An 18,693-nucleotide genomic window follows, 5' to 3' on the forward strand; every position below is an offset into this window, starting at 1 on the left:
GAGGCGATCAGAGCAAAACCCCTGGTTGGGGGCTCGTCCGCTAGCTGCCGGGGTGTGGCGCTAACGCGACGATGCGCTCAGCTCGCCGCAATACTGGGGCATCCACCATTATGCCTTCGCCGCGGACGAGAAGCCTGTCGTCGCGAACCGACGTGCGGACGTGTCGCCGCTCTCAGGCGGGATTCTCCGGGGTGAGAGCGATGATGCGCTCGGCCCGCCGCAGCACCGGCATGTCGACCATCTGCCCGTCGAACTGGAAGACTCCGCGCTGCGATCGTGCCGCCTCGAGCACCCGGCGCGCCCAATCGACCTGTTCGTCGGTTGGCGCGTAGGCGGACCGGATGACCGCGACCTGTGTCGGGTGGATGGCGACCTTGGCGTCGAACCCGACTGCGACGGCATCGTCGCTCTCGGCCCGCAACCCATCGAGATCTTTGATGTCGAGATACACCGAGTCCAACGCCAGCTTCCCGAACGCTTTGGCGGCCAACAGGCTCTGCGACCGCACAAGCTTCGCCACATCGCGATAGCTACCGTCTGGCCAGCGGTTTGCGGTACCGCCGGTGGCGGCGAAGAGATCCTCGGCACCCCACATCACGGCAAACGCATTCTCCATGCGCGCCAATTCGTTGACTTCGATTGCCCCCAACGGTGTCTCGATGAGCACAACCACTTCGCGCGGGGCGAGATCGCGTACCTGCCTGGGCGATTCGGTCTTGGCCAGCATCACGACCGTGTATTCGGTGCGCGACAGCGCGTCCAGATCCAACTGATGGTCGGCCGTAGCGCTCGGGTTGATGCGGATGACGGTGCGAGCAGGATCCAGAGGTGTGTCGATCAGCGCCTGACGCGCCATCTCCCTGTCCTTGGCGGCCACCCCATCCTCGAGGTCGAGGATGACGACATCGGCCGCGGCCGCCGCCTTCTGGAATCGCTCCGGCCGATCCGCGGGACAGAACAGCCAACCAGGACCGTTGTTCCCCAATGACATCAGGCCGTCCCCTCGGGCCGCTTGCGAACCATGGTCTTGCGGGATGCGGTCGCGACGACGTCACCGTGCTGATTGCGCCCGACGTGCGAGAAGGTGACGATGCCCTCCCCCGGCCTGCTCTTCGATTCCCGCTTCTCGGTGATCTCGGTCTCGGCATAGAGCGTGTCACCGTGAAAAAGCGGCTTCGGGAAAGCGACCTCGCCGAAACCGAGGTTTCCGACGATCGTGCCCTGGGTCAGCTGTGCCACCGACAGACCGACCAAAGTCGACAACGTGAACATCGAATTCACCAGCCGCTGGTTGAACGGAGGCAACGCATCGGAGAATGCGGCATCGAGGTGCAGGGCCTGGGTGTTCATGGTCAGGGTGGTGAACAGGACGTTGTCCGCCTCGGTGATCGTGCGTCCCGGCCTGTGCTGATAAAGCACACCGGTCTCGAACTCCTCGAACCACAGGCCACGCTGGACTATGACTTTTTTGTCTGTCATACGCCAGTCTCCCGCGCGATCAGCATCAGCTGCACTTCCGTTGTCCCCTCGCCGATCTCGAGAATCTTGCTGTCGCGGTAGTGACGCGCCACCGGATACTCGTTCATGAAGCCGTAGCCGCCGAAGACCTGTGTTGCATCGCGTGAGTTGTCCATGGCGGCCTCGCTGGCCACCAGTTTGGCGATGGCCGCGGCCTTCTTGAACGGCTTGCCCGCCAACATGAGTGCGGCCGCGTCGTAATACGCGGTGCGCGCGGCGTGTGCGCGTGCCTCCATACGTGCGATCTTGAACGCGATCGCCTGGTAGGCGCCGATCTTCTGACCGAACGCCTCCCGCTCCTTCGCGTATTTCACACATTCGTCGACACATCCCTGCGCGGCGCCGACGGACAGGGCGGCGATGGCGATCCGGCCCTCGTCGAGGATGCGCAGGAAGTTGGCGTAGCCGCGACCTTGTTCACCCAGCAGGTTCTCCTGCGGCACCCGGACGTCGTCGAAGCTCAAGGGGTGGGTGTCCGACGCGTTCCATCCGACCTTGTTGTAGGCCGGCTCGGCGGTGAATCCCGGTGTGGGCACAGGCACCAGAATCGACGAGATCTCCTTCTTGCCGTCGGTCTCACCCGTGACAGCGGTGACGGTGACCAGCTTGGTGATGTCGGTGCCCGAGTTGGTGATGAACTGCTTGGAGCCGTTGATGATCCAATGGCCGTCGTCAAGCTTGGCCGTGGTCTTGGTCGCGCCCGCGTCGGTGCCGCCACCCGCCTCGGTAAGACCGAACGCGCCGAGCGCCTTTCCGCTCGCGAGCAGCGGCAGCCATTCCTGCTTCTGTTCGTCGTTGCCGAAGCGGTACACGGGCATGGCTCCCAGCGACACCCCGGCCTCCAGAGTGATCGCCACACTCTGATCGACCTTGCCGAGTTCCTCGAGCGCCAGGCACAGCGCGAAATAGTCGCCGCCCATACCGCCGTATTCCTCGGGGAACGGCAGACCGAACAGCCCCATGTCCGCCATTCCCGAGACGACTTCGTACGGGAACGAATGTTCCTCGTCGTGTTTGGCGGCCACGGGTGCCACCACACTCTGCGCGAAGTCGCGGACCGTCTTGGCAAGCTGCTCATAGTGATCGGGCAACATGCCCGTCGCGAGACTGTTGCTCATGCGCGATCCGCCTCCGCTACTCGCTTGATGCTCATGACTCTTCCTTCTGCGTTGGGGTGGCCTCCACGGTGACTTTCGCCAATGGTTGGCCCACCTTGACCTGGTCGCCCACGGCGACGAGCAGCTCGACAACGCCCTCGACCGGCGCGGTCAGGGCATGTTCCATCTTCATGGCCTCGACGGTCACCACGACGGTTCCCGCTTCGACGTGTTGTCCGTCGGAGACACCAACCGCGACAACCGAACCGGGCATGGGGCTGGTCAGTTCGGCGTCGCCGCTGAGTTCGTCGTCGGGTCTCACAGGCGCTTCGCGGACCTCGTCGATCACGGCGGTGAGCCCGGCGCCGGACAACCAGATCTGTCCGTCGGTGGCCGCAACCATGTACTCGGTTCGCAGCTGATCAACAGTGACCGTGAGCAGGTCCCCGGCGAGAGTCGCTGACAGCGAATGGCTTTCGCCGTCTTCGATGACCGCCGTCGCGGCGTCCGGTGTTCCGGTGAGGTAGACATGGTCGGTGCGGTCGCCGGAATGCAGCCGAAGCGTGGTCGGCGCCGGTGTTCCGACCCGCCAGCCCGACGGCACCGCCCACAGATCGGCGACGGGGTCGGGCCAGTTGCGCAGCCACTTGTACGCCGCGGCGGCGATCAGCTCGCGGTCACCGGGCTCCGCAGGCTTGAAGTCGGGCATGCGACGGTCCAGGAGTCCGGTGTCCAGATCTCCGGCGACGACGTCGGAATCGGCAAGCAGAAATCGAAGGAACTCGATGTTCGTGGTCACCCCGAGTACGGCGGTGTGCGCCAAGGCCGTATCGAGCGAACGAATGGCGCCGCCCCTGTCGTCGGAGTATGCGATGACCTTCGACAGCATCGGGTCGTAGTCACTGCCGACCACCGTGCCGCGGGCCAGTCCGGAGTCCACGCGAACCCCATGGCCGCACGGTTCGGCGAGGCCGAGAACGGTGCCGCCGGTGGGCAGGAAGCCGCGACCCGGGTCCTCTGCGTAGACCCGCGCTTCGATGGCGTGCCCGGTCAAGGTCACGTCATCCTGAGCGATTGGCAGCTTGTGGCCGGCAGCGATGAGCACCTGCTGCTCGACGAGGTCGATGCCGGTCACCATCTCGGTCACCGGATGCTCCACCTGCAGACGGGTGTTCATCTCCATGAAGAAGAACTCGTCGGGCCGGTCAGCGGACACGATGAACTCGACTGTGCCTGCACCCGTGTACTCCACACTGCGTGCCGTATCGCAGGCCGCGGCACCGATACGGGCCCGCGTCGCGGGGTCCAACAGCGGCGAGGGCGACTCTTCGATCACCTTCTGATGCCGGCGCTGCAGGCTGCATTCCCGCTCGCCGAGGTGCACCACGTTGCCGTGACCATCGGCGAGCACCTGAACCTCGATGTGGCGCGGGTTCAGCACGAACCGCTCGAGGAACAACGTGTCGTCACCGAACGCCGCGCCGGCCTCCCGGCGCGCGCTGGTCAGTGCGGGCGCCAACTCCGAGGGTTCGTGCACGACACGCATGCCCTTGCCGCCGCCGCCCGCAGACGGCTTCACCAGGACCGGGTACCCGACCTCTTCGGCGCCTGCGATCAGATCGGCATCGGTGAGACCTGGACGCGAGACCCCCGGAACGACGGGTACCCCGAATGCCGCCACCGCGGCCTTCGCGGCGATCTTGTCGCCCATGGTCTGAATGGCGCCGACGGGCGGGCCGATGAAGATGATGCCTGCCGCCTTCAATGCGGCGGCGAACTGCGCGTTCTCCGAGAGGAACCCGTAGCCGGGATGAACCGCCTGCGCGCCGGTGCGCTGCGCCGCCGCGACCACGGCGTCGATGTTGAGATAGCTCTCCCGGGCGGCTGCAGGGCCGATGTTGACGGCCACATCGGCCTCGGACACGTGGCGGGCTCCTGCGTCGGCATCGCTGAACACCGCAACGGAACGAATACCCATCGCACGCAACGTGCGGATGACGCGCACCGCGATCTCGCCGCGGTTGGCGATGAGGACTGTCTGGATTTCGATCATGTCATCACATCCGGAAGACGCCGTAGGAGACCGGATCGAGCGGAGCCTGGCCGACCACTGAAAGTGCCAGGCCCAGAACAGTTCTGGTGTCCGCTGGATCGATGACGCCGTCATCCCACAGCCGCGCCGTCGAGTAGTACGGATTGCCCTGGTCCTCGTACTGCTGGCGGATGGGCGCCTTGAAATTCTCCTCGTCCTCCGGACTCATCTCTCCGCGTACCGTCGCGAGTACCGACGCGGCCTGTTCGCCACCCATCACCGAGATCCTGGCATTCGGCCACATCCACAGAAAGCGTGGCGAGTACGCCCGACCACACATCGAGTAGTTGCCCGCGCCGTAAGAGCCACCGATCACCACGGTCAACTTCGGCACCCTCGCGCAGGCGACCGCGGTGACCATTTTCGCGCCGTGCTTGGCGATGCCCCCGGCCTCGTAGTCGCGGCCCACCATGAAGCCGGAGATGTTCTGCAGGAACAGCAATGGCGTACTGCGCTTGTCGCAGAGTTCGATGAAATGTGCGCCCTTCAGCGCGGACTCACTGAACAGCACGCCGTTGTTGGCGATGATACCGACGGGATGACCGTGGATGCGCGCGAACCCGGTCACCAGCGTGTTGCCGTACTCGGCCTTGAACTCCGCGAATTCGCCACCGTCCACGATGCGGGTGATCACTTCGTGGACGTCGTAAGGAACGCGCGAGTCGACCGGGACCACGTCGTACAGCTCGGCCTGGTCGGCAACCGCGTCGACTGTCGGCCTGACGTCCCACGGCAGCTTTTCACGCGGGCCGAGCGTGGACACGATGCGCCGGACGATGCGCAAAGCGTCCCGGTCGTCGTGCGCCAAATGGTCTGTGACGCCGGAGGTTCTGGAGTGCAGATCGCCGCCGCCCAGGTCTTCGGCGGTGACGATCTCGCCGGTCGCGGCCTTCACCAGTGGCGGCCCACCGAGGAAGATCGTGCCCTGGTTGCGGACGATCACCGCCTCGTCGCTCATGGCGGGCACATACGCGCCGCCTGCGGTGCACGAGCCCAGCACCGCTGCGATCTGAGGAATGCCCTCGGCGGACAGGTTGGCCTGGTTGTAGAAGATGCGCCCGAAGTGCTCGCGGTCGGGGAACACCTCGTCCTGACGCGGCAGGAACGCCCCGCCGGAGTCGACCAGGTAGATGCAGGGCAGCCGGTTCTGCCCTGCGACCTCCTGCGCACGTAGATGCTTCTTGACGGTGATCGGGTAGTACGTGCCGCCCTTGACGGTCGCATCGTTGGCGACGATCACACACTCGCGTCCTGAGACGCGGCCGATGCCTGAGATCATGCCCGCGCCGGGACATTCGTCGTCGTACATGCCGTCGGCGGCAAGCGGTGTCAGTTCGAGAAACGGGCCGCCAGGGTCGAGAAGGCCGTCGACGCGGTCGCGTGGAAGCAGCTTGCCCCGGCTGACATGCCGTTCGCGGGCGCGCTCCGAGCCACCGAGCGCGGCGGCGGCAAGCTTGGCGCGCAACTGCGCCACCAATTCGAGGTGGTCGTCGCGATACGAAGTCCGCGGTGTCATCGCAGAAAACCCGTTCGGTTGAGTTAATGATGACTAACTCATGGTATGTTAGTCACGATTAACCGAAATGTCCACCAGCCCGTTTGGAGGGTGCCCATGGCCCCCACTTCGGAGCCTGTCATCACCCCGACGCGCCGCAGCAAGGCCAAATCGGACCGCCGAACGCAACTTATCGCCGCAGCCGAACGCCTGGTCGCCGAACGGGGCTATCTCGCGGTCCGGCTCGAGGACATCGGGGCCGCCGCCGGCGTCAGCGGGCCTGCGATCTACCGGCACTTCCCCAACAAGGAGGCGCTGCTCGTCGAGTTGCTGGTGGGAATCAGCACTCGACTCCTTGCCGGCGCATCCGACGTCGTCACCCGCGCCGCCGATCCCGAATCCGCATTGGACGGGCTGGTCGACTTTCATCTGGACTTCGCGCTCGGCGAGTCGGATCTGATCCGCATCCAGGACCGTGACCTTCCCAACCTGCCCCCGGCCGCCAAACGTCAGGTTCGTAGGGCTCAACGACAGTACGTCGAGATGTGGGTGGATGTGTTGCGGCAGTTGAACTCGTCGCTGGGCGAGGACGATGCCCGCCTCATGGCGCATGCGACGTTCGGATTGCTCAATTCGACACCACATTCGGTGAAACCCAGTGCCACCAAAAAGGCCGAGGCCAACGAGCGTGCCGTCCTACGAGCGATGACGGTTGCCGCGCTGACCTCGGCCGCTGGGACCGTGCGTGATTAGTACCAGGCTCGACGGCCACCGACGGGGCGTCCGACGGACCCGAGGATCCAGAAGACTGCACCGATGACCACCAGGACGACACCGATCGTCGTCAAGACGCTGATGCCGAGGATGTACCCGAGTACGGCCAGGATGATTCCCAAGACAATCATCGTTAATCCCTTTCTCTTGAACTAGCAACTGCCAGTGGACTATTGACTGGGTTGTGGGATGTTGCAGTCCGTCACCTTGGGGTTGACACCCGCGTAGTTCAGCGGGCCGACGACGACGGTGAGAGCGATGCTCCCCGTGGTCGCACAATTGGTAGCGCCAGTTTCAAAGTAACCGCGCTGATAGGCCGCAAAAGCTCCGATCAGCAACCAGATGAGCACTAGTACTCCGAGTAGCCCACCGCCTCGCATGCTGCGCCTCCATCTCTAATCGCGCCCCAAATCGGCGCGCACGCAGCGTGTTTACCCTGCAGATAATTTCCCCAAACCTGCAGAAGGCAACGATTGGGCTACGGCGTCTGACGTGGCCCGAAGGCAGTCAGAAGCCATTCGCGCATCGCCTTGACCAGTACAGCTCGGTTTTCCCGCTTGTCGATTTCGTGACCGTCGTCGTCGAAAACCAGGTGATCGACGGTGCGCCCGAGAGCCTTTAGCGCGACACACATCTGCATCGACTCTTCCGGGGGGACATTGGTGTCGTTCGCACCGTGTACGAGCAACAGTGGTGCGGTCAACTCCTCCACCCGTTGCAACGGGGACAACCTCTCGAGCAGGTCGCGGTCACTGACAGGATGGCCGTACTTCGGATACGCGGCCGCGGCGATCCACGGTTCGGTGTTGCGGTACCACGTGTTCAGATCGCTCATGCCGCAGATGCTGATGCCGGCGGCAAACAGTTGGGGATGAAAGGTGAGCGCCGCCTGGGTCAGGTAGCCGCCGTAGGACCAACCACAACACGCGATGCGATCGCGCTCCGCATGGCCGTTCTCGGCGAGGAAGTTCACGGCGTCCGCGACGTCGTCGATGGCAGCGAAGCGCCCCTCCTTGTCGTCGGCATGCATGAACGAGCGGCCGAATCCGCCAGAGCCGCGCACGTTGGGGAGAAACACCGAAATGCCCGCCTCGAGCAGGGGCGGGAAGAACTCGTTGTAGCCCGGTCTGCCCTGGCCTTCGGGTCCGCCGTGCAGGAAGAGCATCGCGCCGATCTGCTCGATTCCCTCAGGTGGCCGGAAGAGCCACCCGGTGAATGTCAGGCCGTCACGCGCGGTGATCGTCTCCAACGTCGGATCGGCCGACACCGGACCGAGGCTCGGCTCACGATCGACGGGCTCCCATTCGCGCGAACGGGGATCGACCAGTTCGACCGTCGCGGGCATCGATGGGCTTTCGACCGTCATCGCCAGCATCGACCCACCTGCGCTGATGCTGAGCTCGCTGGCCACCATCCCGGGCAGCGGGATCGGCGGGTAGGCCGTGTAGTCGGCGAGCTCGAGGATCTGTAATTCGCTGGCGCCGTTGAGGTTCCACAGTATCGCTACGGTCGAGAGGTCGTCGCTGACGGTGAATTCGTCGAGTTCGTAACCCGGCCGTTCGGCGATCACCTGGTAGGACACGCCGTCGGACGTGGTGGTGACCTCGAGCAGCCGGGCGTGTTCGGCACCGTTCTCGCTGCGGATCAACGCGCGCACGTACCCCTCGGTGCTGTTGACGCCGTACGAGCCGGCGGGCTGATACAGCTCGTAGGATTCACCCTCCAGGCCGGAACGAAGACGGCGGGGACCGTGGTCGTCGAGGATGATCCCGCTGTCGGTTGTTGACCCGGGATCGTAAGGCAGCAAGGCGATTTCGGTCAGGCCGCGCAACATGATGAGATCGCGGTAGCCGCGGGGCCCCACCCGCACGAGCGATGCTCCCGCCCACGCATCGACCAGCCTGCCGCCCGAACGCCGGTCGAGCACCACCGTTGTCCCGTCGGCAGGATCGATCAGGCATGAGCTGCCGATGCCGTCGTCGCCGGTCAGGATCGCCGCGACCCGGGTGCCGTCCCAACCGATCAGTTCCGCGGTGCCATCGGGCGCTCCCAGGGGCCAGTTGTCGATACGGCGGGCGTCACGGTCGTCGGGATCGGTTGTCACCACCCAGATCTGGCTTCTGGACCCGCCTTCGGGAGCGACCTCACATGCGAGCCAGTGCCCATCGGCGGAGTGCATGACCCGGGTCACGGGCCCCTCGACGGGCAGTTCGACGTCGCGGGAGGAACTCGCCCGCCAACCGCGCAGGAATCGCTGCACCGCGCGCGGATATCCTCCGTCGTCGACGAGGTGCGCGAACGCGGTGGCGTCCGGGGACATCGATGCGCCATAGACGCGCCGAACCTGCTGTGCCATCGGGACCAAGAGTAAACCGAGGTCGTGGGCGGTAAACGTGGTGCTGGTGACAGCGCGGTCGACTGATCCGCCGGTCTGAGCGTCTGCACAGGTACCCTCGCAGCCATGAGGCGGGTATGACCGATCCACCACACCGCGGAGGTGAGGGGCAGCCAGGCTTCCGCGAGGGGCCTGCCCCCACGCAACCCCTGGGCAATACCTACCCGGGGTACACCGATCCGGCGTATGCGAGCCAGGCCCCATACGGACCCGCCTATCAGGCGCCCGCCCCGACCCCGACCGAGCACCTGCCCGCGTACTCGCCGTATGGCTACGATCCCTACGCGACCGGGGAGTACGGCCAATACGGCGGGCAGTATCCGCCGGGAGACTCCGGGGAACCGCCGCCGGAGGAACCGAAGTCGCCCCGCTGGCTGTGGGTGCTGGCCACGACCGCGGTGCTGGCGGTCATCGGCCTGGTGATCGCACTGGTCATCGTCTACGACAGCAGTTCGCGTCAGGAGACGGTCGTCGCCCCGCCGCCGTCGCTGCCCGAGCCCAGCTCTACACGAGCTCCGACCACGACGTCGCGCACCCCCAGCGTTCCCGTGCTCCCCCTTCCGACCCAGCCGTCGGTGCCGCCGACCACCGGTTCCACCGCACCCGGCCCGACGGAGTCCGTCGTCTACGACGTCAGCGGGCAGGGCCGGGCCATCAACATCACCTATGTCGATAACGGCGGGCTGCTCCAGACGGAGTTCAACGTCCTGCTGCCGTGGAGCAAAGAAGTCCAATTGCCGGAGCCTGCAAACGCTTCCGCGAGCATCAGCATCATCAACGTCGGCCGCGAACTGAACTGCTCGATCTCCATCAACGGCGCCACGGTCGAGCAGCGAACAGGTTCAGGCCTGACGATCTGCACGGCGATGCGCTAGGCCGCGGCGACCCGGCCTGGCGTCTTCACCGCCAGCATGCCCAGCAGCCCTGCTGTCAGCACGACGATGAGCCCACCCATCCCGGCGCGGTCGGTGCCGAATACGGCGATGAACGTCGAGAACATGACGGGCGCCAGGAACGACACCGCGCGCCCTGTGGTGGTGTAGAGGCCGAACGCGATGCCCTCCTTGCCGTCCGCCGACATACGCAGCATCAGCGTCCGTGCGGCGGACAGCGTCGGCCCGAGGAACAGGCACAGCAGCAGCCCGCAGACCCAGAACGCCAGTACGCCAGAGAGAGTCATGAGGACCAGGGCGACAATGATCATCGCCGTCAGCGCGGCGACGATGACCGGCTTGGCGCCGAACCGGTCGTCGAGCCAACCGCCGATGATCGCCCCGATGGCGGCGATGACACTGGCGCTCACCCCGAACAGCAGTACGTCGGCAGGCGAGACGCCGTAGACCTTGACTCCCAGCACCGCGCCGAAGGCGAAGACTCCTGTGAGTCCGTCGCGGAACACCGCGCTGGCCATCAGGTAGTAGACGACGTTGTGGTCGCGGCGCCATTCGCTGCGGATCTCGTCCCACAGCTTGCGATACCCGCGGAAGAACCCGACGGGCTCGGTGGGCCGCACGGAGCCCGGCTTCGGACTGGCCGCGGAAACGATCAGCGGCCACGCGAACAGCGCGAACCAGATGGCACTGAAGACCATCGCAGTGCGGACGTTTTGCCCGTCGGCAGCAGGAAGATTCAGCAGACCGGTGTGGTCGCCATCGCCGGAGACGAACCCGAAGTACACCACCAACAGCAATACAACGCTGCCGAAATACCCTAAGCCCATGCCGAATCCGGAGATCTGGCCTGACGTCTGAGGGGTGGAGAGCTGGCGCAGCATCGCGTTGTACGGGACGGTGGCCACGTCGTTGCACGCCGAGACAGCGGCCACCAACACGAGGCCGAGCGCCAGATAGTGGTAGTCCTCGCGGACCACGCTCATCGCCAGCGTGAACGCGATCGACAGCGCGCTGAGAACGGCAAGCGTGTTCCGCCGCCGCCACGGCGCGTCGACCCACACCCCCGTGACCGGGGCCAGCACGGCGACCATCAGGCCGGCGGCGCCCAATGCCCATCCAAGCCAGCTTGTCGGGCTGATACCACCGGGCAGACCGTCGCCGACGGCGTTGGTGAGATAGATCGTGAACACGAAGGTCACGACGACGGCGTTCAAACCCGTCGAGCCGAAATCCCACAGTGCCCACCACAGGATCTGCGATCGTCGCGCGGCAGGCGCCGACGACCGCGGTTGGCTCATGCTGGCCCACGATATAGTGCCGCGCATGCCAGTCCCCGCTCCCAGCGCGGATGCCCGTGCTGTCGTCACCGGCGCATCGCAGAACATCGGCGAAGCGCTGGCGATCGAGCTCGCGTCCCGCGGGCACCATCTGATCATCACCGCTCGGCGCGAAGAGGTGTTGCGGGCACTCGCGGACCGCATCACCGGGCAGTACGGCGTGACTGTCGAGGTACGTCCGGTCGACCTCGCCGATCCGGCTGACCGCGGCAAGTTCTGCGACGAACTGGCCGCCCGCAACATCTCGATCCTCTGCGCCAATGCGGGCACCGGAACGTTCGGACCCATCGCGGCACTCGATCCGGACGGCGAGAAGGCACAGGTTCAGCTGAATGTCCTTGGCGTGCACGACCTTGTGCTCGCGGTGGTACCGGGGATGGTGGAACGCAAGGCAGGCGGGATCCTGATTTCCGGTTCCGTGGCGGGTAATTCGCCGATTCCGAACAACGCCACCTATGCGGCGAGCAAGGCGTTCGTCAACACGTTCAGCGAGTCGCTGCGCGGTGAGCTCAAGCGCGCCGGTGTGCACGTCACGGTGCTCGCGCCGGGACCGGTGCGCGAGACGCTGCCCGATGCGCACGAACAATCGCTGGTGGAGAAGCTGATTCCCGACTTCCTCTGGATCTCGACGGAGTACACGGCCAAGATTTCGCTGGATGGCCTGGAGCGCAACAAGATGCGGATCATTCCCGGCGCCACCAGCAAGGCGATGTCGGTGGCCACCGGTTACAGCCCGCGCGCGATCGTGACGCCGATCGTCGGCGCCGTGTACAAGCGACTCGGCGGCGGTTAACGCCTGCGACGTCGGCCGGTGCCGAAGATGCTGCGGGTTATCTCGCGGCCGATCACCGTGCCCGCCGATCGCAGCATGCTCTTGAACGCCGGGCTGTCCATGGCCTTGTCCAACATTCCGGGCTCGGCGGTTCCGCGGCTCTTCACCTCGCCCGAGGCGGTCGCGCCCCCGACGTCGACCGGCAGGGGTGGAGGCAGCCGCGGGTCGGCGGCCGGCGGTGGCGCGGCAGGCGGCGGCGCCAATTTGGCGGTCAACCGCTCGTAGGCGGAATCGCGATCCACCGTCTGGCCGTACTCGGCCTGCAGGGGGCTGGCCTTCGCCGCCGCCGCGATCGCCTCGGGCCCGATGGTGTCCATCAGCGATCGCGGTGCCCGCATCCTGGTCCACGCCACGGGTGTCGGCGCGCCCTTCTCCGACAGCACCGTGACGATCGCCTCGCCGATACCCAGCGAGGTCAACGCGCTCTCCAGGTCGTAGGCATCGGTTTTCGGATAGGTGCGTACGGTCTTGGCGAGCGCCTTCTGGTCATCGGGGGTGAACGCGCGCAACGCATGCTGAATTCGCGCACCCAGCTGTGAGAGCACCGCGTTGGGCACGTCCGTGGGCAACTGGGTGCAGAAGAACACGCCGACGCCCTTGGACCGGATCAACTTCACGGTCTGCTCGACCTGCTCGAGGAAGGCCTTGGACGCATCGGTGAAGAGCAGGTGCGCCTCGTCGAAGAAGAAGACGAGCTTCGGTTTGTCGACGTCGCCCACCTCGGGCAGCGTTGTGAACAGGTCCGCGAGCACCCACATCAGGAACGTCGAGAACATCACCGGCCGCGCGGCCTGCTCCCCGACCTCGAGCAGCGTGATGATGCCGCGGCCCTGGGCGTCGACGCGCATCAGGTCCTTGGGCTCCAACTCGGGCTCGCCGAAGAATGTGTCGCCACCGTCGGCCTCGAGGTTGACCAGGGCCCGCAGGATGACGCCTGCGGTGGTCTTGGATACCGCGCCGAGCGCCTTGAGCTCCGGCTTGCCCTCGTCGCCGGTGAGGTACTGGATGACCGCGCGCAGATCTTTCAGGTCCAGCAGCGGCAGGGCCTTCTGGTCGGCCCAATGGAAAATCAGGCCGAGTGTCGACTCCTGAGTTTGGTTGAGCCCCAGCACTTTTGACAGCAGAATCGGTCCGAAGCTGGAGATGGTCGCGCGCACCGGCACGCCGATACCGTTGGTGCCCAGCGACAGGAACTCGACCGGATACGCCGTCGGCGTCCAATCGTCACCGGTGTCGGTGGCGCGCTGCGCGGTCTTCTCGCCTGGTTCGCCGGGCCGCGACAGCCCCGACAGATCGCCCTTGACGTCGGCCATCAGGCACGGCACCCCGGCTGCGGACAGCTGCTCGGCGATCACCTGCAGCGACTTCGTCTTACCGGTACCCGTGGCGCCCGCGATCAGGCCGTGCCGATTGACCGTGGCCAGCGGGATGCGGACCTGCGCGGTCGGGTCGCAGACGCCATCGACGACGACGGATCCAAGGTCCAGGGCCTGGCCCTCGATGGCGTATCCGGCGGCGATCACCTGTGCGGGGGTGGCGCTCGACTCAGTCGTCATGCTCGAAAACAGTACTGTGATCATCTGGGCGGGCAATGGGCCCACGCCCGAAGTGCAGGGGAGGACGGGAAGGACCAGCGTGCGTGACGAACTCGTGTGGATCGACTGTGAGATGACCGGGCTGGACCTGTCGACGGACAAGCTCATCGAGATCGCGGTGCTCGTCACCGACGCCGACCTCAACATTCTCGGCGACGGCATCGACGTGGTGATCCACGCCGACGACGAGGCGCTGTCGTCGATGGTCGACGTGGTCAAGGACATGCACGCCCGCTCGGGCCTCACCGAGGAGGTGCGGGCGGCGACGGTCGACTTGGCAGAGGCCGAGGGCCTGGTGCTCGACTACATCCGCACACACGTCAAGCAGGCCAAGACCGCTCCCCTCGCCGGCAATTCGATCGCCACCGATCGCGGCTTCATCGCGCGGGACATGACCAAGCTCGACGACTTCCTGCACTACCGCATGATCGACGTCAGCTCCATCAAAGAGCTGTGCCGGCGCTGGTATCCGCGTATCTACTTCGGCCAACCCGAGAAGGGGCTGGCCCACCGTGCGCTCGCCGACATCCACGAGTCGATCCGCGAGCTCAAGTACTACCGTCAGACCGCCTTCGTCGCGCCGCCCGGGCCGTCGACCAGTGAGATCGCCGTGGTCGCCGAGCAACTGGGGCCGCCGGCGGGCGACTCTTCGGATATCGATTCGGCTGCCGAGCGCCCTAGCGGTTAGGATCGACGACGCCGCAGATGCTGCGGCGATGGTGGCTGTAGTTCAGCTGGTAGAGCACCAGGTTGTGATCCTGGAAGTCGCGGGTTCGAGCCCCGTCAGCCACCCCGATGAAAACATCGCCCCACCGACAGTCGGTTGGGGCGATGTTTGTCTCGGGGCTCAGATCGCCTCGAGCTTCGCCACCTGCGCGGTGTACAGCTTCGCCAGCGCGTCCACATCGTCGGACGAGAGGTCGCCGCCTGGCTTCTGCGTGAAGGCCACGGAGACATACAGGCCACGGCACAGTCCGATGATGCTGGCGCCGTCGGCTCCCTCGGTGGCGATCCGGGTCGGCAGGGAGCCACTGGGCAGCCCAGGCACATTCAGCGGCTCGACCGTCGTCACGATTTCTTCAAACTCAACCGATGCGCACGGGCCGACCAGGCTCTCCAAATCCGGCCGTTCAGTGGGCACGGTGAGAAACAGGTTGAAGACTCTGAGTTCCTCGACCGCCGAGGTGTCGCTGGTCGTCGACGTCGTCCAAGTCGCGGATCCTGCTTGAGTGGCCTGGGGCCCCCAAAAGAGCGGCCCGCACTCAGGCGGATCGACCGGCTCGTTCGGCTCCGGCGAAACGCTCTCGACGCTTGGCGGCGTGAATTCCGTTGCGGGACTGTTCGGTACAGCGGACCGATCCACGAACATCGATGCGGTCACGGCGGTGAATTCCAATTTCTGCGGCGCTTCGCCGCTGACGGACTGCGGCGAACCGCTGATAACCGACGTGCAAGCCACCGTCAGGGCCGCGACACACACCGCTGCGGGCATCGCGGCCAATCGGAACATGTCAGAGGTTCGCGTTGCCCGTCTTCCACTGCGGCCACGGGATGTTCCAGTCGCCCAGCCCCTCGGTGCCCGGCAGGATCGAGCCGACGGTGTTCGTGATTTCGACGATGTCACCCCGCTTGGAGTTGTCGTAGAACCACTCGCCGTTGCTGGAGCTCACGTTGACGCATCCGTGGCTGACGTTGCTGTAACCCTGGCTACCCACTGACCAGGGTGCGGCGTGCACGTAGATCCCGCTGTAGGAGATCTGCGTGGCCCAGTCCACCTCGGTGCGGTAGCCGTTGGGTGAGTTCGACGGCACGCCGTAGGTGGACGAATCCATCACCATGTGCGACCGGCGGTCGCCGACGACGTAGGTGCCGTTGTTGGTCGGCGTGCTGTCCTTGCCCATAGAAACGGGCATCGTCTTGATCACTTCGCCGTTGCGCGTCACCGTCATGGTCTTGGTGTTGTCGTCGATGCGGGTGATCATCGCGTCGCCGATGCTGAAGTGCGTGGTGATGTTCTCCTGGCCGAACAATCCGTCACCCAGGTCGACGCCGTAGGTGTTGACCGCCACATCGACCGTCGTACCCGGCTTCCAGTAACTGGCTGGGCGCCAACGCACTTCGCGGTTGTTCAGCCAGTAGAAGGCACCCTCGACGGGCGGATTGGTCTTGATCTTGATGGCCTGCTGGGCGGCCAACCGGTTCGGAATGTTCTCGTCGAACTGCACGGCCACCGGCTGGCCGATACCCACGACCTCGCCCTCGCTGGGCACCACGTACGCCATCGTGAGGTTCTCCGGCGAGTGCGTTTCGAAGGTCATCTCCCTCGACGTGGCACCGCCGAGTCCGAGTGCTTCCGCGGTCAGCGTGTAGCGCTTGTTGTAGCCGAGCGGCTCGGCGGTGGCCCACTGCAGACCGTCCTTGCTGAGCTTGCCTTCGACGGGGCTGCCGTCTTCGTTGACCATGGAGACAGCGCCGAGCACGCCGTCCTCAGCGCTGACGGTCACAGGTGCGTCGACGCTGACGCCGACGTCCCCGTCCTTCACCGACGCCGCCAGCTTGGGGACCAGCAGGTCGCCGAAAGGGGTGCCCTTATCGGTGATGACCTGGGGCGCCGGCGGCGCGGACTTGGTGCTGCACGCCGACATCCCCAGCACGACTGCGGGAATGAGTGCGATAGCAATCAACCATCGACGATTGCGACGCGGACCGGCCACGGACCTGACCTGCCACATTGTTTGCTCCACCTCACGAAGGGACGACTCTTGGCAATATTCTAGGGGCAACCCCCGACTGGGGGCATCAGGACGAGATGGCCCTCCAGCGGTGACGAGTGGGATTTCACCCTGTGCCGCGGGGCCTGTTATTGTCGCACACGCAGCGCCGTTAGCTCAGTTGGTAGAGCAGCTGACTCTTAATCAGCGGGTCCGGGGTTCGAAACCCTGACGGCGCACAACACAGGCCTCGCCAATTCGTCGGGCTCCGATGCTCCAAGATGCTTAGGGTAGCCTAACCTCGGTGAGCTTCACCTCGGGTTTCGTCACCGAAGTGGTTTCGTTGACCCCTCGGCTGCAGCGAATCGTTCTGCAGGTCGACGATCCCGCAACCCTCGACGTGAAGCCGGCCGCCGATTCCGCTGTGGGCGTGTACTTTCCCGTCACCGCAGCCGACGGCACGACCCACATCGACCCGAATTCCGAGGGGCGCAACTACTCGGTACGCCACCACGCGACCGACCTCATCACGCTCGATGTTTTCCTGCACGCGCGCGGCCTCGGCACATCCTGGGCCGCAGGCGCCCGTCCCGGCGACCGGGTCGGTCTCGACCACGCCCGGTCGTGGTACCGGCCGCCGGCGACCAGCGATTGGCAGCTGCTGGCCGCGGATCTGTCGGGCCTGCCCGCCGTCGCCCGCATCATCGAGGAGCTGCCCGCAGATTCGGCGGTGACGGCGATCGTCGAGGTCGCCGATCGTGACGACCTGGAGTACCTGCCCGGGCATCCGCAGGTGCGTGTCGTCCCCAGCATCGGCACCGGAAACGGCCGCGCTCCGAGCCGCCTCGCCGAGATGGTCCGCGACTATCAGCTGCCCGATGGGCGCGGCTACTGCTGGTTCGCGGGTGAGGCCGCCGAATCGCGTGCGGTGCGCAAGCACTTCCGTGGCTTCGGCTGGACCATCGACCAACTCGACATCGTCGGCTACTGGCGGTTCGACTCCGAGACATGGGACGCGAAGTTCGCCGAAATCGAAGACGAGGTCGTCGCCGTCTACGTGCGGGCCTTGGCGGACGGTAAAGGCGCCAAAGTCGCCTCCGAGGAGTTCGACGAAGCTCTGGAACGGGTCGGCCTCTAGGCACCGTGACCGTTCAATCACGTACCCAGTCAGCGGTGGGCAGAGCGCGCCCCCGAGCAGCGCTCATTTTCTTTGCGGTCAGCAGGGATCGCAGCCCCTTTGACACCCCTGGCCCAACGAACCCTAGGATGGTTGCGGCTTACGCCTGCGTAAATACGTTAGGCAGGCTCCGCATTTGCCCAAATCGATGTGTGCTGGAACTTACATAAGTCTGGTTATCGTACGGATTACGCAGGGAAGATGGTCGTTGCGGACGCAAAGCTATCCACAGATTGTCCGGTTTCGAGCTGCCAGAAGTGGCCCATTGGTGCTAGAGTCCGCGTTAGCTGACCGTATGTGCTTCGGTACGATGGGGGCGGTCGGTACTACGAGACGAGGACTTAGCTGATGTCGCAGATTGGCGCATCGTTCGGATCTGGCGCGGCAGGCGCCCAGGCCGACGATGAGGTAACTGCACAGGGTCCTATCGCGGTGCACAATTGCAGCCGCATCGGCCGTGTGGCCAATCCGCCTACCCCTTGGTTCGCCGACCTGTTCCGCTTCGGCCGCCGTCGCTGACCGACCGCCTCAGCGCTGCCTGATCCGGCGGACCACAATCACGACCGCCACAGCACCGACGCCCGCCAGCGAGATGGCGACGACCGGTTGTTTGACGAACCTCAACAGCCCGGACTTCACATCGTCGGCGATCCGGCGCGGGTTCGCGCGCTCAGCCAAGGAGTCCACCGTCAACGCCAGCTTGTCGCGGGCCTCGTCGATCTCCTGCTTGATCGTGTCGGGGTCGCGGTCCGCCACTTCCAACCTCCATACGCTCCA

17 protein-coding genes, 2 tRNA genes and 1 pseudogene are annotated in these 18,693 nt (G+C 65.4%); 7 read left to right on the forward strand and 13 right to left on the reverse strand.

The features are described from left to right. Positions 1–172: 172 nt before the first annotated feature. The 5 genes and pseudogenes from AB4Z42_RS10580 to AB4Z42_RS10600 form a co-directional block, all read right to left on the reverse strand. Complete coding sequence (locus tag AB4Z42_RS10580) at positions 173–991, reverse strand: HpcH/HpaI aldolase/citrate lyase family protein (RefSeq protein ID WP_442009115.1); 819 nt, start codon at positions 989–991, stop codon at positions 173–175. Continuing rightward, a complete protein-coding gene (locus AB4Z42_RS10585) occupies positions 991–1,479 on the reverse strand; it encodes a MaoC family dehydratase (protein WP_442009116.1) in 489 nt (162 codons plus the stop codon). The genes AB4Z42_RS10580 and AB4Z42_RS10585 overlap by 1 nt, the downstream gene beginning before the upstream one ends. Further along, complete coding sequence (locus AB4Z42_RS10590; protein ID WP_442009117.1) at positions 1,476–2,636, reverse strand: acyl-CoA dehydrogenase family protein; 1,161 nt, start codon at positions 2,634–2,636, stop codon at positions 1,476–1,478. Before AB4Z42_RS10590 ends, AB4Z42_RS10585 begins: the two co-directional genes overlap by 4 nt. Positions 2,637–2,721: 85 nt before the next feature. Then, positions 2,722–4,782: pseudogene (locus AB4Z42_RS10595) on the reverse strand (ATP-binding protein); the annotation flags it as partial. After that, positions 4,673–6,223: a carboxyl transferase domain-containing protein gene (locus AB4Z42_RS10600; protein ID WP_442009118.1), complete on the reverse strand. Its 1,551-nt coding sequence runs from the start codon at positions 6,221–6,223 to the stop codon at positions 4,673–4,675. The pseudogene AB4Z42_RS10595 and the gene AB4Z42_RS10600, both read right to left, overlap by 110 nt. Before the next feature lie 96 nt (positions 6,224–6,319). Here AB4Z42_RS10600 and AB4Z42_RS10605 point away from each other — a divergent pair, with 96 nt between their 5' ends. After that, positions 6,320–6,955, forward strand: a complete 636-nt coding sequence (locus AB4Z42_RS10605) for an SACE_7040 family transcriptional regulator (protein ID WP_442009119.1) — start codon at positions 6,320–6,322, stop codon at positions 6,953–6,955. Here the strand turns inward: AB4Z42_RS10605 and AB4Z42_RS10610 are convergent. From AB4Z42_RS10610 to AB4Z42_RS10620, 3 genes are all read right to left on the reverse strand, one after another. Beyond that, entirely contained in the window at positions 6,952–7,107 is a 156-nt protein-coding gene (locus tag AB4Z42_RS10610; protein ID WP_442009120.1) for a DUF6131 family protein, read from the reverse strand. The two genes, AB4Z42_RS10605 and AB4Z42_RS10610, sit on opposite strands and share 4 nt — an antisense overlap. A 39-nt stretch (positions 7,108–7,146) precedes the next feature. Next, positions 7,147–7,356, reverse strand: a complete 210-nt coding sequence (locus tag AB4Z42_RS10615; protein ID WP_083153336.1) for a hypothetical protein — start codon at positions 7,354–7,356, stop codon at positions 7,147–7,149. 98 nt (positions 7,357–7,454) lie between these two features. Then, the gene (locus AB4Z42_RS10620) at positions 7,455–9,332 is read right to left on the reverse strand and encodes an alpha/beta fold hydrolase (protein ID WP_442009121.1); all 1,878 of its coding nucleotides are present in this window, start codon (positions 9,330–9,332) and stop codon (positions 7,455–7,457) included. Between the two features lie 116 nt (positions 9,333–9,448). Between AB4Z42_RS10620 and AB4Z42_RS10625 the strand changes: the two genes are divergently transcribed. Continuing rightward, positions 9,449–10,246: an MmpS family transport accessory protein gene (locus AB4Z42_RS10625; protein ID WP_442009122.1), complete on the forward strand. Its 798-nt coding sequence runs from the start codon at positions 9,449–9,451 to the stop codon at positions 10,244–10,246. On the opposite strand, the gene AB4Z42_RS10630 is transcribed toward AB4Z42_RS10625, so the two are convergent. After that, positions 10,243–11,562: an MFS transporter gene (locus AB4Z42_RS10630; RefSeq protein WP_442009123.1), complete on the reverse strand. Its 1,320-nt coding sequence runs from the start codon at positions 11,560–11,562 to the stop codon at positions 10,243–10,245. The genes AB4Z42_RS10625 and AB4Z42_RS10630 overlap by 4 nt on opposite strands. A 25-nt stretch (positions 11,563–11,587) precedes the next feature. Between AB4Z42_RS10630 and cmrA the strand changes: the two genes are divergently transcribed. Beyond that, entirely contained in the window at positions 11,588–12,394 is an 807-nt protein-coding gene (cmrA, locus tag AB4Z42_RS10635; protein WP_442009124.1) for a mycolate reductase, read from the forward strand. Here cmrA and AB4Z42_RS10640 read toward each other — a convergent pair. Further along, the gene (locus AB4Z42_RS10640) at positions 12,391–13,989 is read right to left on the reverse strand and encodes a helicase HerA-like domain-containing protein (protein ID WP_442009125.1); all 1,599 of its coding nucleotides are present in this window, start codon (positions 13,987–13,989) and stop codon (positions 12,391–12,393) included. The genes cmrA and AB4Z42_RS10640 overlap by 4 nt on opposite strands. A gap of 79 nt (positions 13,990–14,068) precedes the next feature. Here AB4Z42_RS10640 and orn point away from each other — a divergent pair, with 79 nt between their 5' ends. Beyond that, on the forward strand, positions 14,069–14,716 hold the full coding sequence (orn, locus tag AB4Z42_RS10645) for an oligoribonuclease (RefSeq protein WP_442009126.1): 648 nt from the start codon (positions 14,069–14,071) through the stop codon (positions 14,714–14,716). Positions 14,717–14,747: 31 nt separating this feature from the next. Beyond that, a tRNA-His gene (locus tag AB4Z42_RS10650) sits at positions 14,748–14,820 on the forward strand. Between the two features lie 55 nt (positions 14,821–14,875). Here AB4Z42_RS10650 and AB4Z42_RS10655 read toward each other — a convergent pair. Further along, entirely contained in the window at positions 14,876–15,520 is a 645-nt protein-coding gene (locus tag AB4Z42_RS10655; protein WP_442009127.1) for a hypothetical protein, read from the reverse strand. 19 nt (positions 15,521–15,539) lie between these two features. Further along, positions 15,540–16,760 (reverse strand): L,D-transpeptidase, encoded by a 1,221-nt coding sequence (locus AB4Z42_RS10660; RefSeq protein ID WP_442009128.1) that lies wholly within the window; start codon positions 16,758–16,760, stop codon positions 15,540–15,542. Positions 16,761–16,905: 145 nt separating this feature from the next. Between AB4Z42_RS10660 and AB4Z42_RS10665 the strand changes: the two genes are divergently transcribed. Both AB4Z42_RS10665 and AB4Z42_RS10670 read left to right on the forward strand, forming a co-directional pair. Continuing rightward, positions 16,906–16,978 (forward strand) — tRNA-Lys (locus AB4Z42_RS10665). 65 nt (positions 16,979–17,043) lie between these two features. After that, a complete protein-coding gene (locus AB4Z42_RS10670) occupies positions 17,044–17,877 on the forward strand; it encodes a siderophore-interacting protein (RefSeq protein WP_442009129.1) in 834 nt (277 codons plus the stop codon). Between the two features lie 567 nt (positions 17,878–18,444). On the opposite strand, the gene AB4Z42_RS10675 is transcribed toward AB4Z42_RS10670, so the two are convergent. Further along, complete coding sequence (locus tag AB4Z42_RS10675) at positions 18,445–18,672, reverse strand: DUF3618 domain-containing protein (RefSeq protein WP_442009130.1); 228 nt, start codon at positions 18,670–18,672, stop codon at positions 18,445–18,447. Between the last annotated feature and the right edge of the window lie 21 nt (positions 18,673–18,693).

This window comes from Mycobacterium sp. 2YAF39 (assembly GCF_052114565.1).
GTDB lineage: Bacteria > Actinomycetota > Actinomycetes > Mycobacteriales > Mycobacteriaceae > Mycobacterium.

Bases quoted from the DNA above. Each gene is read 5' to 3' on its own strand.
- AB4Z42_RS10580 (WP_442009115.1), bottom strand. From the start codon at position 991: ATGTCATTGGGGAACAACGGTCCTGGTTGGCTGTTCTGTCCCGCGGAT.
- AB4Z42_RS10585 (WP_442009116.1), bottom strand. From the start codon at position 1,479: ATGACAGACAAAAAAGTCATAGTCCAGCGTGGCCTGTGGTTCGAGGAG.
- AB4Z42_RS10590 (WP_442009117.1), bottom strand. From the start codon at position 2,636: ATGAGCAACAGTCTCGCGACGGGCATGTTGCCCGATCACTATGAGCAG.
- AB4Z42_RS10600 (WP_442009118.1), bottom strand. From the start codon at position 6,223: ATGACACCGCGGACTTCGTATCGCGACGACCACCTCGAATTGGTGGCG.
- AB4Z42_RS10605 (WP_442009119.1), top strand. From the start codon at position 6,320: ATGGCCCCCACTTCGGAGCCTGTCATCACCCCGACGCGCCGCAGCAAG.
- AB4Z42_RS10610 (WP_442009120.1), bottom strand. From the start codon at position 7,107: ATGATTGTCTTGGGAATCATCCTGGCCGTACTCGGGTACATCCTCGGC.
- AB4Z42_RS10615 (WP_083153336.1), bottom strand. From the start codon at position 7,356: ATGCGAGGCGGTGGGCTACTCGGAGTACTAGTGCTCATCTGGTTGCTG.
- AB4Z42_RS10620 (WP_442009121.1), bottom strand. From the start codon at position 9,332: ATGGCACAGCAGGTTCGGCGCGTCTATGGCGCATCGATGTCCCCGGAC.
- AB4Z42_RS10625 (WP_442009122.1), top strand. From the start codon at position 9,449: ATGACCGATCCACCACACCGCGGAGGTGAGGGGCAGCCAGGCTTCCGC.
- AB4Z42_RS10630 (WP_442009123.1), bottom strand. From the start codon at position 11,562: ATGAGCCAACCGCGGTCGTCGGCGCCTGCCGCGCGACGATCGCAGATC.
- cmrA (WP_442009124.1), top strand. From the start codon at position 11,588: ATGCCAGTCCCCGCTCCCAGCGCGGATGCCCGTGCTGTCGTCACCGGC.
- AB4Z42_RS10640 (WP_442009125.1), bottom strand. From the start codon at position 13,989: ATGACGACTGAGTCGAGCGCCACCCCCGCACAGGTGATCGCCGCCGGA.
- AB4Z42_RS10655 (WP_442009127.1), bottom strand. From the start codon at position 15,520: ATGCCCGCAGCGGTGTGTGTCGCGGCCCTGACGGTGGCTTGCACGTCG.
- AB4Z42_RS10660 (WP_442009128.1), bottom strand. From the start codon at position 16,760: ATGTGGCAGGTCAGGTCCGTGGCCGGTCCGCGTCGCAATCGTCGATGG.